At 60.3% G+C, this 15,314-nt stretch carries 16 protein-coding genes and 1 tRNA gene; 9 read left to right on the top strand and 8 right to left on the bottom strand.

Going from position 1 to position 15,314, the window contains the following annotated elements:
* Window positions 1-24 precede the first annotated feature (24 nt).
* Complete coding sequence (locus tag ACQZ5H_RS17035) at window positions 25-891, top strand: LOG family protein (protein ID WP_199626066.1); 867 nt, start codon at window positions 25-27, stop codon at window positions 889-891.
* Window positions 892-939: 48 nt separating this feature from the next.
* On the opposite strand, the gene ACQZ5H_RS17030 is transcribed toward ACQZ5H_RS17035, so the two are convergent.
* Together ACQZ5H_RS17030 and ACQZ5H_RS17025 are read right to left on the bottom strand one after the other, a co-directional pair.
* Window positions 940-1,551, bottom strand: coding sequence for a calcium-binding protein (locus tag ACQZ5H_RS17030; RefSeq protein WP_449098465.1), 612 nt, complete (start codon window positions 1,549-1,551; stop codon window positions 940-942).
* Between the two features lie 101 nt (window positions 1,552-1,652).
* Window positions 1,653-2,360, bottom strand: coding sequence for a pyrimidine 5'-nucleotidase (locus tag ACQZ5H_RS17025; protein ID WP_025555369.1), 708 nt, complete (start codon window positions 2,358-2,360; stop codon window positions 1,653-1,655).
* Between the two features lie 103 nt (window positions 2,361-2,463).
* Here ACQZ5H_RS17025 and ACQZ5H_RS17020 point away from each other — a divergent pair, with 103 nt between their 5' ends.
* Together ACQZ5H_RS17020 and ACQZ5H_RS17015 are read left to right on the top strand one after the other, a co-directional pair.
* The gene (locus tag ACQZ5H_RS17020; RefSeq protein ID WP_449098464.1) at window positions 2,464-3,543 is read left to right on the top strand and encodes a bifunctional transcriptional activator/DNA repair enzyme AdaA; all 1,080 of its coding nucleotides are present in this window, start codon (window positions 2,464-2,466) and stop codon (window positions 3,541-3,543) included.
* Window positions 3,540-4,313, top strand: a complete 774-nt coding sequence (locus ACQZ5H_RS17015; RefSeq protein ID WP_449098463.1) for an isocitrate lyase/PEP mutase family protein — start codon at window positions 3,540-3,542, stop codon at window positions 4,311-4,313. Before ACQZ5H_RS17020 ends, ACQZ5H_RS17015 begins: the two co-directional genes overlap by 4 nt.
* A gap of 7 nt (window positions 4,314-4,320) precedes the next feature.
* Here ACQZ5H_RS17015 and argB read toward each other — a convergent pair whose 3' ends face one another.
* On the bottom strand, window positions 4,321-5,208 hold the full coding sequence (argB, locus tag ACQZ5H_RS17010; protein ID WP_025555365.1) for an acetylglutamate kinase: 888 nt from the start codon (window positions 5,206-5,208) through the stop codon (window positions 4,321-4,323).
* 144 nt (window positions 5,209-5,352) lie between these two features.
* On the opposite strand from argB, the gene ACQZ5H_RS17005 reads away from it, so the two are divergent.
* The 3 genes from ACQZ5H_RS17005 (at window position 5,353) to ACQZ5H_RS16995 (ending at window position 7,275) form a co-directional block, all read left to right on the top strand.
* Window positions 5,353-5,892 (top strand): sigma-70 family RNA polymerase sigma factor, encoded by a 540-nt coding sequence (locus ACQZ5H_RS17005; protein WP_130279461.1) that lies wholly within the window; start codon window positions 5,353-5,355, stop codon window positions 5,890-5,892.
* Window positions 5,889-6,608, top strand: coding sequence for an anti-sigma factor (locus tag ACQZ5H_RS17000; protein WP_203429673.1), 720 nt, complete (start codon window positions 5,889-5,891; stop codon window positions 6,606-6,608). The genes ACQZ5H_RS17005 and ACQZ5H_RS17000 overlap by 4 nt, the downstream gene beginning before the upstream one ends.
* Window positions 6,609-6,717: 109 nt before the next feature.
* Window positions 6,718-7,275, top strand: coding sequence for a fasciclin domain-containing protein (locus ACQZ5H_RS16995; protein WP_112713641.1), 558 nt, complete (start codon window positions 6,718-6,720; stop codon window positions 7,273-7,275).
* Between the two features lie 49 nt (window positions 7,276-7,324).
* Here ACQZ5H_RS16995 and yihA read toward each other — a convergent pair whose 3' ends face one another.
* From yihA to rpmH, 4 genes are all read right to left on the bottom strand, one after another.
* On the bottom strand, window positions 7,325-7,981 hold the full coding sequence (gene yihA, locus ACQZ5H_RS16990) for a ribosome biogenesis GTP-binding protein YihA/YsxC (protein ID WP_025555361.1): 657 nt from the start codon (window positions 7,979-7,981) through the stop codon (window positions 7,325-7,327).
* Between the two features lie 130 nt (window positions 7,982-8,111).
* Window positions 8,112-9,902: a membrane protein insertase YidC gene (gene yidC, locus ACQZ5H_RS16985; RefSeq protein WP_449098462.1), complete on the bottom strand. Its 1,791-nt coding sequence runs from the start codon at window positions 9,900-9,902 to the stop codon at window positions 8,112-8,114.
* Window positions 9,902-10,309, bottom strand: coding sequence for a ribonuclease P protein component (gene rnpA / locus ACQZ5H_RS16980; protein WP_130279171.1), 408 nt, complete (start codon window positions 10,307-10,309; stop codon window positions 9,902-9,904). The genes yidC and rnpA overlap by 1 nt, the downstream gene beginning before the upstream one ends.
* A gap of 22 nt (window positions 10,310-10,331) precedes the next feature.
* A complete protein-coding gene (rpmH, locus tag ACQZ5H_RS16975; protein WP_025555461.1) occupies window positions 10,332-10,466 on the bottom strand; it encodes a 50S ribosomal protein L34 in 135 nt (44 codons plus the stop codon).
* A gap of 466 nt (window positions 10,467-10,932) precedes the next feature.
* Here rpmH and ACQZ5H_RS16970 point away from each other — a divergent pair, with 466 nt between their 5' ends.
* From ACQZ5H_RS16970 to ACQZ5H_RS16960, 3 genes are all read left to right on the top strand, one after another.
* Complete coding sequence (locus ACQZ5H_RS16970; protein ID WP_449098461.1) at window positions 10,933-12,936, top strand: methyl-accepting chemotaxis protein; 2,004 nt, start codon at window positions 10,933-10,935, stop codon at window positions 12,934-12,936.
* Window positions 12,937-13,089: 153 nt separating this feature from the next.
* The gene (locus ACQZ5H_RS16965; protein WP_449098460.1) at window positions 13,090-14,595 is read left to right on the top strand and encodes an ATP-binding protein; all 1,506 of its coding nucleotides are present in this window, start codon (window positions 13,090-13,092) and stop codon (window positions 14,593-14,595) included.
* Window positions 14,596-14,715: 120 nt separating this feature from the next.
* Window positions 14,716-14,792: transfer RNA gene (locus ACQZ5H_RS16960), tRNA-Arg, on the top strand.
* Window positions 14,793-14,959: 167 nt separating this feature from the next.
* On the opposite strand, the gene ACQZ5H_RS16955 is transcribed toward ACQZ5H_RS16960, so the two are convergent.
* A complete protein-coding gene (locus ACQZ5H_RS16955; protein ID WP_112713635.1) occupies window positions 14,960-15,142 on the bottom strand; it encodes a Flp family type IVb pilin in 183 nt (60 codons plus the stop codon).
* Window positions 15,143-15,314 lie beyond the last annotated feature (172 nt).

Genomic DNA, 15,314 nt, shown 5'->3' with positions numbered 1-15,314 from the left:
GTAAGGACTGAAAGGCATTTGAGAATGGCAAAGGGTAAGAATGGCAGGCTCCGGCGCAAGGATGGGGTCTGGGATCCGCTGAAGACGAGCGAAACCGACAAGGATCGCGCCCGCGCCGTACCGAAAACGCCTCAGACACTATCGCCGTCCTATCGCCTGGCCTATGTCGACGAAGACTTCCTCTGCCGCGAAGAACTGCGCCCGATCCGCCTTCAGCTCGAATTGCTTAAGCCGGAAATGCTGCTGGCCGAACGCGGCATCAAATCGACGGTCGTCATGTTCGGCGGCGCCCGCATTCCGGCCCCCGGCCAGAGCGCCTGGGCGGCCCGCAACGATATCCAGCGCGCCAATCTCGAGGCCGCCTCGGTCTATTACGACGAGGCCCGCAAATTCGCCCGTCTCTGCTCGCGCTATTCGGCAGCTCACGATTTCCACGAATATGTGATCGTCACGGGCGGCGGGCCGGGCGTGATGGAAGCCGGCAATCGTGGCGCTGCGGATGAAGGCGCCCCTTCGATCGGCCTCAACATCGTGCTGCCGCACGAGCAGGCGCCGAACGTCTACGTGACGCCGGAGCTCAGCTTCAATTTCCACTATTTCGCCATCCGCAAGATGCACTTCATGGTGCGCGCAAAGGCGATCGCGGTATTTCCCGGCGGCTTCGGCACGCTCGACGAGTTCTTCGAGTGCCTGACGCTGATCCAGACTGGCCGCATGGAAAAGATGCCGCTGATCCTGTTCGGTGAAAAGTTCTGGCGCAGCATCGTCAATTTCGAGGCGCTTGCCGAGTTCGGCACCATCGCCCCTGACGACGTCAATCTCATCAGTTTTGTCGATACCGCCGATGCCGCCTGGAAGATCATCCAGGATTTCTACGAGCATCAGGAATAAAGAAAACCCGCCGCATGGCGCGGCGGGTTCCAATTTTTACATTCGCTCTTAGAGGAACGGCCGGTCGGGCATGTCGTCGATCGAGATGAAGCCGTCCTTGTTGGTGTCCAGGCGGTCGAAGAAGCGGCTCATCGCATCCTCGGCTTCCTGCTTGGAGATCTGGCCGTTCTCGTCCTTGTCGACGCGGCGCATCATCGCGGCGAACATCATCTCGCCGCCATGGCGCTTGCCCCAGCGGTGGCCATCGGGGCCGCCATGCCGGCCCTTGCCGTCATTCTGAGCCATCTGCTGATCGTCGCCGCCGTCCTTCTTGGCGTCCTTGTGCGCATCGCGCCAGGCCTTGAACTGCGCCTGGTGGTATTCGCGGATTTCGCCGGGCGTCAGGCTGCCGTCGTTGTTCTTGTCGGCGGCAGCGAAGATCTTGTCGACGCCATCGATCGCCTCCTGCTTGGAAATCTTGCCGTCCTTGTTCTCGTCGAACTGCTTGAGCATGCGCACGAAGGCGATTTCACGGAAGGCGGCGCCGCGCGGCCCGCCCATCATTTCGTGGTGATGGCGCGGCCGGTCGGGATGTTTGCCGTTGGCAGCAAAGCTCGCGCCGGCGGCTCCGGCGATCAGAGCGGCGGAGAGACCTGCCAGGATAAGCTTGTTGCGATACATGAGAATTCCTTTCGGTTCGTATCCCTTCACGACCAAAAGGTAAGGCTGCGATGCCCGAAAACCCAATTAAACCTAGGTAAGCTGGATGAAACTTTCGTAAGTCAGCCGGTAATCTTCGCCAGGAATGCGGTGAGGTCATCGGTGACGAAATCGATGTGATCCTCGTCGCCGCTGGTCTTCTCCCACCACTCGACGACGGTGTCTTCCAGATTGTTCGGCACCAGAAGAACCGTCGCCATTCCGAGTGCCTTGGGCACCACGAGATTGCGCGGCAGGTCCTCGAACATCGCGGCCTTCCTGGTCTCGACGCGCTTCAGGGCCATGAACTTGTCATAGGTCACCTGCGCCGGCTTCGGCACGAAATCGGCAGCGACGATGTCGAAGATATCGTCGAAATGATCGAGAATGCCGAGCGCGCCCGCTGCCATCTCGGCGTGCTTCACGCTGCCGTTGGTGAAGATGAACTTCCGGCCCGGCAGCGCCTTGATCGCCTCGCCAAGCTCCGGCTGCGGCAGCAGCGAGGAGTAATCGATCGCATGCGCTTTCTCGAGGAAATCGTTGGGATCGACCCCATGATGGATCATCAGCCCCTGCAGCGTCGTGCCGTGATCATAATAATACTGCTTCTGGAGCTTCCGCGCCTCGTCCCGCTCCAACTGCAACAGCGCCGACACATAGGCCGTCATGTTCTTGTCGATCTGCGCGAAGAGGTTGATGTGATGCGGGTAGAGCGTGTTGTCGAGGTCGAAGACCCATTCGCTCACATGCGCAAAATCGGAAGTCGTCGGAGTGCGGTCGATCTTTGTCATGCGCGCCTTATGGCATGGCGCGAAGATCAGGGAAATCGCCAATCAGAAAATAGACGCCCGTTTTCGGGCGGACGGCGGGTCGGTGGGGTGGTAGAAAGACGCCATGCTGTTTGATCTGCCAGATGACGATGCGCTCTATGGTGCGCTGATTGCCCGGAGCGCCGACTACGAGGGGCTCGCTTATGCCTGCGTCAAGACGACGGGTGTCTTCTGCCGGCTGACCTGCCCGGCGCGCAAGCCGAAGCGGGAGAATACGCTGTTCTATGATTCCATCGCCACCTGCATGCAGTCGGGCTTCCGCCCCTGTCAGCGCTGCAGGCCGCTGGAGCAGGCGGGGCGTGAAGCGATCGTCGATGATCTCCTGAAGGCGCTGGATCGTGATCCCTCGGTGCGCTGGACGGAGGATGATCTCGTCGATCTCGGCTACGATCCCTCGACCGTTCGCCGCGCCTTCAAGCGCGCACTCGGCATGACCTTTCTCGATATCGCCCGTTATCGCCGCCTCGGTCAGGCCGCCAAGCAGCTGGCCGATGGCGCCCGCGTCATCGATGCGCAGCTGGATGCCGGCTATGAATCCGCCAGCAGCTTTCGCGCTGCCTTCCACCGGATGATCGGCAAGGCGCCCGTGATCGTGCAGAACCGCGAACTGCTCTTTGCCGATATCTTCGATACGCCGCTCGGGCCGATGATCGCGATCGCCGACCAGACGCATCTGCATCTCCTCGAGTTTCACGATCGCAAGGCCTTGCCGGGTGAACTCGAGAAGCTGCAGCGCAAGACGCGCTCGACCGTTGCAGCCGGAAGGACGTCGGCGATCGAGCGGATAGAGGCGGAGATGAAAGCCTATTTCGACGGCCGGTTGACGGAATTTGAGACGCCCTTGGCGCTGAGTTTTGCCACGGACTTCGAGCGGGAAATCTGGGCGCGGCTGATCCGCATTCCCGCCGGCGAGACACGCGCCTATGGCGATCTCGCCCGCGACATGGACAATCCGCAGGTCGTCCGCGCTGTGGGGCGGGCGAACGGCGCCAACCAAATCGCCGTCGTCATCCCCTGCCACCGGTTGATCGGCGCGGACGGGTCGCTGACCGGATACGGCGGTGGCCTCTGGCGCAAGCAGTGGCTTTTGAAACACGAAGCGAAAATGCGGGCGGCAAAGCCCCAGATGGAGGAAGCATCATGAACCAGGCGGACAAGGCAAAGGCATTCGCAGCACTGCACCAGAAGGGCAAGCCGGTCGTTCTCTACAATATCTGGGATGCCGGAACGGCAAAGGCCGTCGCCGAGGGCGGCGCCAAGGCGCTGGCGACTGGTAGCTGGTCGGTTGCCGCCGCGCAGGGCTATGCCGATGGTCAGGAACTGCCGATGGCGGCGCTTATCGATACGGCGAGAGCAATCGCCGCATCGACCGATCTGCCATTATCCGTCGATTTCGAGGGCGCCTATTCCGAGGAGCCGGATGGTGCTGCGGCCAATGTCGCCAAGGTGATGGATGCCGGTGCGATCGGTATCAATTTCGAGGATCAGATCGTCGGCGGGAGCGGCCTGCATCCGGTGGAAAAGCAGGCGGCCAAGATCAAGGCGATCCGGGCGATGGCGGATGCCCGCGGCATCGCGTTCTTCATCAATGCCAGGACCGATCTCTTCCTTGCAGAACGCGATGAGTCCAAGCATGCAGGTCTCGTCGACGAGGCGATCGCGCGCGGCAAGGCCTATGCGGCGGCCGGTGCCAATGGCCTCTTCGTGCCCGGCCTCGCTAATCCTGCGCTCATCGAGAAAATCTGCGCGGCTTCCACGCTGCCGGTCAACATCATTATGCGCGCGGGCGTCCCTGACGCGAAAACCCTGGCGAACCTCGGCGTCGGCCGTATCAGCTACGGCCCGGGACCTTATCGGATGATGATGGAAAAGCTGAAGGAGGCCGCGGCAGCGATTTACACCGCCGCGCCTTGAAGGGTGATCAGGGCACGATCAGCGTGCCCGCACCATGTTCCGTGAAGATTTCGAGCAGGACGGAATGGGCCGTCTTGCCGTTCAGGATGACGACGCCCTGGACGCCCGCCTTGATGGCGTCGATGCAGGTCTCGACCTTCGGGATCATGCCGCCCGAGATCGTGCCGTCGGCGATCAGCGCATGCGCCTGGGCAACGGACAGTTCCTTGATCAGGTTGCCCTGCTTGTCGAGAACGCCGGGAACGTCGGTGAGGAAGAGCAGGCGGGTGGCGTTCAGCGCACCGGCGATCGCGCCTGCGAACGTATCGGCATTGATGTTGTAGGTCGCGCCGTCGCGGCCGGGAGCGACCGGTGCGATAACCGGGATCATCTCGGAGCGGGCGAGCAGGTCGAGCAGCGTGCGGTCGACTTCGACCACTTCGCCGACGAAGCCGAGATCGAGAACGCGCTCGATGTTGGAATCCGGATCCTTGATCTTCTTCTGCGCCTTTTCGGCGAAGACCATGTTGCCGTCCTTGCCGCAGAGGCCGATCGCCCATTCGCCGGTCTGGTTGATCAGCGCGACGATTTCCTTGTTGATCGAGCCGGCGAGAACCATCTCGACGATCTCGACCGTCTTGGCGTCGGTAACGCGCAGACCGCCTTCGAACTTGGATTCGATGCCCATCTTCGTCAGCATCGCGCCGATCTGCGGGCCGCCGCCGTGGACCACGATCGGATTGACGCCCGACTGCTTCAGAAGCGCGATGTCGCTGGCGAAAGCCTTGCCGAGTTCGGGGTTGCCCATGGCATGGCCGCCGTATTTCACGACGATCGTCTTGTTCTCGTAGCGCTGCATGTAAGGCAGCGCCTGCGCGAGAAGATGGGCCTGCATTTCGCTTTCGGACTGGTTCATGGCTTACCCCGCAGAATGGATCGCGGGCCTTTTATCTCAAGTTTTTGACAGATGGAATAATGTGCAGGTCATTAGTTGGCTGCGCTCTTGTCAATTTTGCGCCCTGCCTTTTATCTAGGGGAGCACAGGGAGAGCGGCAGCGGCATGACAGGCGACGAACTCGCAAGACTGATTGGCCGCGTGGCGATGTCCGACCGCCAGGCGTTCGTCGCACTTTACCGGGAAACAAGCCCGAAACTTTTTGCGATCTGCCTGCGTATCTTGAAGGATCGGGCGGAAGCCGAGGAGGCGTTGCAGGAGATCTATGTGAAGATCTGGCAGCGCGCCAAGGCCTTCGCCTCATCGCAGGGCGCTCCCAATTCCTGGCTTGCGGCAATTGCGCGCAATCAGGCAATCGACACGATGCGGGCACGAAAGCCGGTCGCCGACGAATTGGACACCGCCTACGATCTTGCCGACTCCGGATTGGATCCGGAAAAGCAAGCTATGATATCCGATGAAGGAAGGCGGATTGACACCTGCATGGAAGAGTTGGAAGCTGACAGGGCGACATCGGTTAGGCGGGCCTATGTCGAAGGACTGAGCTACCAGGAACTTGCCGATCAGTTCGGCGTTCCGCTCAACACCATGCGGACATGGCTGCGGCGCAGCCTTTTGAAGCTGAGAGAGTGCATGGAACGATGACATCGCCTGATCAAAGCAAGGGAGGCCGCTCTCGCGACGAAGTGCTCGCAGGCGAGTATGTTCTTGGCGTTCTCTCTTACCAGGATCGGCGGGTCGTCGAAGAACGCATGCGCCGCGACCGGCAGTTTGCCGCCATCGTCAGCCGCTGGGAAACGAATCTTTCCGCCTTCAACGATGAATATGAAAGCGTCGCCCCGAGCCGCGAGACCTTCAAGCAGGTCGAGGCCCGGCTTTTCGGCGATGCGGCGCATTCGCCCTCCTTCTCGCGCGGCCTCTGGAATTCGGCAGTCTTCTGGCGATCGTTGACCTTCGCCTCGCTGGTCGTTGCCGCCGGTGCGATCATCTTCGCCTCCGGCATCGTGCCGCCGCCGCAGGGGGCAGTGCCGCTGGTGGCGGAATTGTCGGCCGCAGGCAGCCAGGTCAATCTGCTGGCTTCCTATCAGGCAGATACCGGTCGTCTTCGCATCGTCCCTGTCGCGGCCGGCAAGCCCGAAGAAAAATCGCTGCAGCTCTGGCTCGTCCCGGGCAGCGGTGCGCCGCAGTCTCTGGGCGTCTTCCAGCCGGGCGAGGGCGGCGATCTCCTGATCCCGGCCAATATGCGCAGCCAGATCGGCGAAGGCGCGACGCTCGCCGTCAGCCTCGAACCCTTCGGCGGCTCGACCACGGGCTTGCCGACCGGACCCGTGATCGCCAGCGGCGCGGCACACCATCCGTAAAAACTTCGGTCCCGTCTGAAACTCTTTTCCGAAAGCCTCCGTAGCTCTCCTGACCGGGCGGCGCGAGGCATCAGGCCAGCGTTACGCGGCCGGTTTGGAGGAGAAGATCATGCTCAAGTCCGCTATGCGCACCATCGCGCTTGCCGCCGCCGTATCCGGGATCGCCTTTGCGGCCCAGGCGAAGAACCCGATGGTCGGCGGTGCACCCATGTACCCGACGAAGAATATCGTCGAGAATGCCGTTCACTCCAAGGATCACACCACGCTCGTTGCAGCCGTGAAGGCGGCGGGCCTGGTTTCCACGCTCGAAGGCAAGGGACCGTTCACGGTGTTTGCGCCGACCAACGAAGCCTTTGCCGCGCTTCCCGCGGGCACAGTCGATACGCTCTTGAAGCCTGAAAACAAGGCCAAGCTCACCAAGGTGCTGACCTGCCACGTCGTTGCCGCCGACGCGATGTCGAAGACGGTTGCCAAGATGATCAAGGACGATGGCGGCGAGCACGACATCAAGACGGTCGGCGGTTGCATCATCAAGGCCAAGGAAAGCATGGGCAAGATCACGCTGACCGATGAAAACGGCGGCGTGGCTCATGTGACGATCGCCGACGTAAAGCAGTCGAACGGTGTCATCCACGTCATCGACAAGGTGCTTCTGCCGAAGATGTAAATGATTGCAGGCAGGAGAATGTGGGGAGGCGCCTTTCGGGGCGCCTCTTTCATTTCCAGTTGCTGATTTCGACTGTTTCGGCGATCGCCTGGCGCAAATCGTCCAGTCCGTCGCTCTTCTCAGAAGAGGTAGCAATCACGAAAGGATAGGCGGCCGGGCGCTTCTTGATCTTCTCGGCGGTCTCCGCGAGCAGCTTGACGACAGCCGGCGGCTTGATCTTGTCGGTCTTGGTCAGAACGATCTGGTAGGAGACGGCCGCCTTGTCGAGCAGCGTCAGCACGTCCTCGTCGTTCTTCTTGATGCCGTGGCGGCTGTCGATCAGCACATAGACGCGCTTAAGCGTCGCGCGGCCGCGCAGGTAATCGAAGACCAGTTTCGTCCAGGTGTCGACCTGATCCTTCGGCGCCTGGGCATAGCCGTAGCCCGGCATGTCGACCAGCGCCATCGGCGGCAGGTCGCCGCCTTCGCCGGTATAGCCGTCGGGCACGAAGTAATTGAGCTCCTGGGTGCGGCCCGGCGTGTTCGATGTGCGCGCCAGACCTTTGTGGCCGACAAGCGCATTGATCAGCGACGACTTGCCGACATTCGAGCGCCCGGCAAAGGCAACCTCGAAAGGTCCTTCCGGCGGCAGGAATTTCATGGACGGCACGCCGCGGATAAAGATCCACGGGCGTCCGAAGAGTGGCTTGTCGTTCTTGTCCGTCATCCGGCCCTTATCCAGTATCAGAAATCTGTCAGCTACCGCATTCAGCTTTTGCGGCCCAATGTCAACCTTGCGGCTGCGCGGTAAGGGCGCCCTGAAACGAAAAAGCCCCGCCGGAGCGGGGCTTTCAACGTCATTTCGATGGTGCCGGTTTTCGCTTGAAGAGGCCCTTCAGATTGTCGAAGAGCTCGATCTTCACGCCGTGGCGCTTCATGATGACCGACTGCTGGATGACCGAGAGCGTGTTGTTCCAGGCCCAGTAGATGACCAGACCGGCCGGGAAGCTTGCCAGCATGAACATGAATACCAGCGGCATCCAGTTGAAGATCATTGCCTGGGTCGGATCCGGAGGCGTCGGGTTCATGCGCATCTGCAGGAACATCGTGACGCCCATGATCAGCGGCCAGACGCCGAGATGCAGCAGGGTCGGTGCCTCGAAGGGAAGCAGGCCGAAGAGGTTGACGATCGAGGTCGGATCCGGAGCCGAAAGGTCCTTGATCCAGCCGAAGAACGGCGCGTGGCGCATTTCGATGGTGATGTAGATCACCTTGTAGAGCGAGAAGAAGATCGGGATCTGCAGCGCGATCGGCCAGCAACCCGCAACCGGATTGATCTTCTCTTCCTTGTAGAGCTGCATCATCGCCTGCTGCAGCCCCATGCGGTCGTCGCCGAACTTCGCCTTCAGCTCCTCCATCTTCGGCTGCATGCGCTTCATGTTCGCCATCGAAGCGTACTGCTTGCTGGCGAGCGGGAAGAACAGCGCCTTGACGACGATGGTGGTCAGCAGGATCGCCACGCCGAAATTGCCGAAGTAACGGAAGAAGAAGTCCATCAGTTTGAACATCGGCTTCGTCAGGAAGTAGAACCAGCCCCAGTCGATCAGACGGTCGAAGCGCGGGATCTCGTAGGAGGTTTCGTAGCCGTCGATGACCGGAACTTCCTTGGCGCCGGCGAAGACGAGGCTCTTCAGCTCGACAGACTGGCCGGCCGGAATGCTGACGGCGTCTTCCTTGTAGTCTGCCTGGTAGGTCGGCCGCTCGCCGGCATAGTAGGCGAAGCGGGCTTCATAGGCCGACTTCTGCGGCGGAACGATCGTCGCAGCCCAATACTTGTCGGTGATGCCGAGCCAGCCGCCGGTGGACTTGGCGGGCGTAACGGCTTCCTTTTCGGCGGCGCTATACTTGGTTTCGACCAGGCCATCGTCACCGATGACGCCGATGAAGCCTTCGTGCAGAACGTAGACGGAAGGCGTCGTCGGCTTGTTGTTGCGCGTGACGCGGCCATAGGAAGAGATCGATGCCGCGCCGGCGCCGCTGTTCGTCACCTTGTCGGTGATCGTGAACATGTAGCGCTCGTCGACCGAGATCGTACGGGCAAAGGTCAGGCCCTTGTCGTTGGTATAGGTCAGCGTGACAGGGGTCTTTTCCGTCAGCTTGGCGCCCTCGGGTGCCGTCCATACCGTCGATGCGCCGGGAACCGTGCCCGTCTGGTCGTTGCCGACATAACCGAGCTCGGCGAAGTAGCCGTCCTTCGATTCAGCCGGCGAGAACAGCGTGATGATCGGGCTGCTCTTGTCGACGGTCTCGTGATAGCCCTTGAGCTTCAGGTCGTCGAGGCGCGCGCCCGTCAGGTTGATGGTGCCCGAGAGAGCAGCGGTGTCGATGACGACGCGCGGCGACTTGGCAAGCGCTTCTTCACGCGTGGTCGTCACCACCGCCTGGCCGGTCGGTGCGGCGCCATTCGTCTGCGGCTGAGCGCCACCAGCGGCGGGCGTCTGCGTCTGTTCGGTGGTCTGCTGCGCCTTCTGGGCTTCCTGCGCCTTGCGCTGCGCTTCGATGCGCGGGTTCATATAAAGGAACTGCCAGCCAAGAACGATCAGCACGGAAAGAGCGATCGCAATGAAATAATTGCGGTTGTTTTGCATCATACGTTCCTGGAGCGGCCTTCATTCGACCGCTTTTGTTTCGGCTTGTTTTCAACGCGGGCTTTGAGCTCCGCAGTCAACTGTTGGAAAGATGCCTTCAAGACATCCCTTCTTGCGACAACCACATAGTCGTGTCCGGCTTGCATTGCAAACCCTGCATGAAGCCGCACGGCCTCTTTAAGACGCCGCCGCATGCGGTTTCTCTCGACTGCGTTGCCATGTTTCTTGGTGACTGTGAAGCCGACACGGGCTTCGGTGTCGGGTTCCTTCCGGTCAAGGACCTCGAGAAGGAAGAAGCCGCCGCGACGTTTTTCGCCATTGCGCGCAGCAAGAAACTGCGGGCGGCTTTTCAGCCGCCCGACAGTCGATTTTTCTTGTTCTTTTTTGGTCGTCAATTCGCCCGCCATCTCTTATCGGGCAATTCCGGCCTTAGGCCGAAAGACGCTTGCGGCCGCGGGCGCGGCGAGCAGACAGAACCTTCTGACCGCCCTTGGTGGCCATACGCGCACGGAAGCCGTGGCGGCGCTTGCGGACAAGCTTGGATGGTTGGTAGGTACGCTTCATTTATTTAAACACCGCGGAGTGCGGCCCTTCTTAAGTTTTGCAAAGTGCAAGGAGCGTTGTTTTGCGAACGGACGAGGTCAGAGACCTTGAATGACCGGACGTGCGGCGGCTTATACGGATGGTGACCCCGGAAGTCAATTATACCAGCGTAAATGATCTTGCCGGCGCTGCCCATCAAAGTTGCACAATGCAAAAAGTCGCACATTGGTGTTAACGACTACGACAGAGCCCGGAAAGGTTGAATTTTGCGGCAGATGTGTGGCTGCCGTTACGATTTTCCGGTGTCTCGGCCGCAACGCCTGCAATTTTTGCGAAAATCGTGCTGCGTTCCGGAATAATAGGGATAATTTCTTGTAGTCGGAACAACTAAAATCCGAAACATAACTTTAAGAAATTTCGCCGATATTTTGTTCATCGGCTGGGAAATTGCTTTCCAGGCTCTCTTCACCCCCAGGGAGACTATACTTTGAAAATTCGTGGAAAGATCAATTTGCTGGTCAGCGTGATGGCCGGCGTTGCGCTCGTTATCGGCGCCACGGCATTGTTCGCTATGAACGAATACAACAATAAGCTGACCGCATATGAAAGCGCTTCCAGCCGCGCCTATGCCGGTGAGCGCCTGAACCGTTTCGTGACGGCTGTCGTCATGGAGGCCCGCGGCATCTACGCTGCCAAGGACGTCAAGGACGTCGCACCCTTCGCCAAGGGCATTGCAACCGATCTCGACGAGATCGACAAGGTTATCGCCAGCTGGGCGCCGCTCGTGCCCGATAGCCAGAAGGATACCTTCAGCAAGCTCGTCGATCGCTCCAAGGAATTCCGCACCTTCCGAACCGAGACCGCTCGTCTTGGTACTGAAGTGAGCCCGGCTGCCGCAAACGATCAGGGCAACAACGACGCCAACCGCGCCAACCGCAAGGCCTTCCAGGCCGAGATCGACGCCATCGTCAAGACCGACCGCGCTGAACTCGATGCCGTTGACGACGAGATCGAGGCGTTCCGTGAGTCCATCTTCTGGCTCGTGCTTGCCATCACCACCTTCGGCATTGCCGCTGGCGTCGGCCTCGGCTTCTACATCGGCACCAGCCACCTCAGCCATCCGATCAAGAAGGTCACGACCGCGATCAAGGAAGTTGCCGATGGCAATTTCGACGCCGAAGTGCCTTATGCCGGCCGCCAGGACGAAATCGGCGACATGGCCGCTGCCGTCGCCGTCTTCAAGCAGAACGGTCTCGCCGTGAAGCGCCTGAATGCTCAGGAAGCCGCGATGCGCGCCAAGAGCGACGACCTGCAGTCCAGCATGTCAGTCGTCGTCGCCGCCGCTGCTGCCGGCGATTTCAGCCGCCGCATCGAGAAGGACTACGAGGACGACAGCCTCAACCACTTTGCCGGCAACATCAACTCGCTGCTTTCGAGCGTTGATAGCGGTGTCAACGAAACCCGCCGCGTTATTGCAAGCCTCGCCGAGGGCGACCTGACGCAGACGATGCGCGGCGAGTTCCAGGGCGCCTTTGCCGAACTGCAGCAGAACGTCAACAGCACCTTCGTCACCCTGCAGACGACGATGCGCGAAGTTCGCGAAACCACCGAAGCGATCAACGGCAACACCAACGAACTGCGCGTTGCGACCGACGATCTGTCGAAGCGTACCGAGCAGCAGGCCGCTGCACTCGAAGAGACGTCTGCCGCACTCGATGAGATCACCGCGGTCGTCCAGAACTCGACGGAACGCGCTCAGGAAGCCAGCGTTATGGTCTCCGAAGCCAAGGACAAGTCCGGCGCCTCCGGTGTCGTCGTCCGCAACGCCGTCGACGCCATGGGCCGTATCGAGCAGGCATCCCGCGAAATCAGCCAGATCATCAACGTGATCGATGAAATCGCCTTCCAGACCAACCTGCTTGCTCTGAACGCAGGCGTCGAGGCAGCGCGTGCCGGTGAAGCCGGCAAGGGCTTTGCTGTCGTCGCACAGGAAGTCCGCGAACTGGCGCAGCGTTCTGCCACCGCCGCCAAGGACATCAAGGCGCTCATCACCAAGTCGGGCGATGAAGTCAATGTCGGCGTCAAGCTGGTGCAGGCAACGGGCGAGGCGCTCTCCGAAATCGAAACCCGCGTCATCGCCATCAACGACCATATCCATTCGATCGCAACCGCGGCGAAGGAACAGTCGACCGGCCTCAAGGAAGTCAACACTGCCGTCAACCAGATGGACCAGGTGACCCAGCAGAACGCCGCGATGGTCGAGGAAACCTCGGCTGCGACCCACAAGCTCTCGGCAGAGGCCGACGGCCTGGTGCGCCTCATCTCGCGCTTCAAGGTGTCGAATACGGGCCATGCTGCGGCTCCGGTCGCTGTTGCCCGCCGCGAAGAGCATCGCCCGGTCGCTTCGCCCGCTCGCCGTGCCATGAACACCGTCGCTCGTGCCTTCAACGGCAATGCTGCGGTCGCCGAGCAGAGCTGGGAAGAGTTTTGATCGCCAGACGCGCTCGAATTCAGGAAACGCCGCCTCCGGGCGGCGTTTTCTTTTGTGACGAACTGCCGCGCCTCGCGAAGATTTGAAAGTGCAAAATAATCCGTCTAATATAAGTCTCTGCCTCGCAGGCGCTTGCGCCGAACGGAAACAGCGATGCCGGTGCAAGACCAAAGCGGAATTTCAACAAATGTAACGATGGCTGCTGGCGGTGAACGCCCGGCAGGGTGGCTCAGTGGTCTCTCGGGCAAGCTGCTCTGGATGATCGTGCTGTTCATCATGCTCGCCGAAGTGCTGATCTTCTTCCCCTCCATCGCCAGCATGCGTATCCGCTGGCTGGACGACAAGCTGAACACAGCTGCCGCCGCCGCGATCGTCATCGATGGTCTGCAGCCCGTGGAGCTGCCGCGCTCCGTCCAGAAGGAAACGCTGGAAGCCACCGGCACCAAGGCGATCGTTCTACGCAAGGACGGCACCTCCCGCCTGCTGGCGATGAGCGAGATGCCGACATCGGTCGACGAGCAATATGATCTGACCAAGGTGACGCCCGTCAGCGCCATCTGCGATGCGCTGGATACCTTGATCTTCGGCGGCAACCGGATGATCCGCGTCTACGGCCCTGTCGGCGATACCGCGACCGGGGTCGAAGTGGTCATGAAGGACCGGGCACTGCGCAATGCGATGTTCGTCTATGCCCGCAACGTTCTCCTGCTGTCGATCCTGATCTCGCTGTTCACGGCAACGCTGGTTTTCTTCGTCATCAACCGCATTCTCATCCGGCCGATCCGCAATCTGACCGGCAGCATGCAGGACTTCTCGGCCGATCCCGAAAATCCGCAGAACGTCTTCGTCGGCGAGGGCGGGCGCGACGAACTGGCCGTTGCCGGGCGCCATCTGACCGCAATGCAGGTGGAACTGCAGAAGACGTTGAAGCAGCAGAAGAACCTTGCCGCACTCGGCCTTGCCGTCTCGAAGATCAATCATGACATGCGCAATATCTTGGCCTCGGCTCAGCTGATGTCCGACCGTCTCGTCGATGTCGATGATCCCATGGTCAAGAGCTTCGCGCCGAAGCTGCTCAGAACCATCGACCGCGCCGTCGGCTACACGACCGAAGTGCTCTCTTACGGCCAGGCGAGCGAATCGGCGCCGCGCCGCCGCCGCATCCGTCTCTACGAGCTCACCCAGGATGTCCGCGACATGCTGGCGATCGATCCGGCAAGCGGCGTCGAGTTCGTCGAGCAGATGTCGACTGATCTCGAGATCGACGGCGACAGCGAGCAGCTCTTCCGTGTCATCCACAACCTCTGCCGCAATGCGCTGCAGGCGCTGATGATGCCGGGCGAGCTCGGAATGGATGGGATCAAGCGAATCACCGTCTCGGGCCAGCGCGTCGGCAGCGTCGTAAGCATTATTGTCGACGATACCGGTCCAGGCATGCCGCTGAAGGCGCGTCAGAACCTTTTTACGGCCTTCCGCGGCTCTGCCCGCTCCGGTGGCACGGGACTTGGCCTGACGATCGCCCGCGAGCTGGTCCTCGCCCACGGCGGCACCATCGCGCTTGTGGAAAAACCCGCGGCCGGCACGCAATTCCGCATCGAGATCCCGGATCGCCCGGTTTCCCTGGACGATTACCGCTCCCGCAGCCACGCTGAAAAGTAATGCAAATTCCGCAGATCAGCTCTGTGGAACGAAAGTCGCGATTTTTTCACAAACCCTATTGCATTCCCCCGGAGGACCCTTTAGAGGATCGCCACGCAAGCGGTTCAGCCGCTTCGAGACGCACCCGTAGCTCAGCTGGATAGAGCACCAGACTACGAATCTGGGGGTCAGGAGTTCGAATCTCTTCGGGTGCGCCACTCTCTCTTCTCATCTAAATTTAGACCGAAGCTAGAAGTGCACGTTTGACGCTGCGCCGTGAAAAATGACATCCTCGCGCCTGGCGGATCATTCGGATCAGGTGGTCTTCGAGATAACTCGCCGCGCATGACAGCGGGCGAGTCGTTCGTGTGAGCTGTCGCGGTGTTTATTGACCGCTCGTCGCATTCGCCATTTTGGTAGATACGCCGCCGAAGGTGGCGTTGATCGAGTTGCCGAGGCTTGAGGCGCCTGCGATCAGCGCGACGGAAATGAGCGCTGCAATAAGACCATATTCAATTGCGGTGGCGCCAGACTCGTCTCTGAATAGACGCTTTACAAACTTGATCATTTTTTCCTCATACGGGGGCTGTTCAAATGAAGGATTCGCCAAATATCATGGCCCAAAGATTTTAGGGTATTCGTCATTTAGATTTGATTAAAATTCGAATTATCTAAGTTCAGATAAAGAAAAATCTATATGACAAAGTAAAGCGCGCCGCGACTGCCAATTTTTATTGCGG

The sequence above is a fragment of the Rhizobium sp. 21-4511-3d genome, from assembly GCF_053522545.1.
The sequence above is the reverse complement of the archived record's forward strand: the minus strand, read 5'-3'. Positions and strand labels throughout refer to the sequence as shown.

Coding starts and splice junctions, on each gene's coding strand:
- ACQZ5H_RS17035 (WP_199626066.1), top strand. CDS start 25: ATGGCAAAGGGTAAGAATGGCAGGCTCCGGCGCAAGGATGGGGTCTGG.
- ACQZ5H_RS17030 (WP_449098465.1), bottom strand. CDS start 1,551: ATGTATCGCAACAAGCTTATCCTGGCAGGTCTCTCCGCCGCTCTGATC.
- ACQZ5H_RS17025 (WP_025555369.1), bottom strand. CDS start 2,360: ATGACAAAGATCGACCGCACTCCGACGACTTCCGATTTTGCGCATGTG.
- ACQZ5H_RS17020 (WP_449098464.1), top strand. CDS start 2,464: ATGCTGTTTGATCTGCCAGATGACGATGCGCTCTATGGTGCGCTGATT.
- ACQZ5H_RS17015 (WP_449098463.1), top strand. CDS start 3,540: ATGAACCAGGCGGACAAGGCAAAGGCATTCGCAGCACTGCACCAGAAG.
- argB (WP_025555365.1), bottom strand. CDS start 5,208: ATGAACCAGTCCGAAAGCGAAATGCAGGCCCATCTTCTCGCGCAGGCG.
- ACQZ5H_RS17005 (WP_130279461.1), top strand. CDS start 5,353: ATGACAGGCGACGAACTCGCAAGACTGATTGGCCGCGTGGCGATGTCC.
- ACQZ5H_RS17000 (WP_203429673.1), top strand. CDS start 5,889: ATGACATCGCCTGATCAAAGCAAGGGAGGCCGCTCTCGCGACGAAGTG.
- ACQZ5H_RS16995 (WP_112713641.1), top strand. CDS start 6,718: ATGCTCAAGTCCGCTATGCGCACCATCGCGCTTGCCGCCGCCGTATCC.
- yihA (WP_025555361.1), bottom strand. CDS start 7,981: ATGACGGACAAGAACGACAAGCCACTCTTCGGACGCCCGTGGATCTTT.
- yidC (WP_449098462.1), bottom strand. CDS start 9,902: ATGCAAAACAACCGCAATTATTTCATTGCGATCGCTCTTTCCGTGCTG.
- rnpA (WP_130279171.1), bottom strand. CDS start 10,309: ATGGCGGGCGAATTGACGACCAAAAAAGAACAAGAAAAATCGACTGTC.
- rpmH (WP_025555461.1), bottom strand. CDS start 10,466: ATGAAGCGTACCTACCAACCATCCAAGCTTGTCCGCAAGCGCCGCCAC.
- ACQZ5H_RS16965 (WP_449098460.1), top strand. CDS start 13,090: ATGCCGGTGCAAGACCAAAGCGGAATTTCAACAAATGTAACGATGGCT.
- ACQZ5H_RS16955 (WP_112713635.1), bottom strand. CDS start 15,142: ATGATCAAGTTTGTAAAGCGTCTATTCAGAGACGAGTCTGGCGCCACC.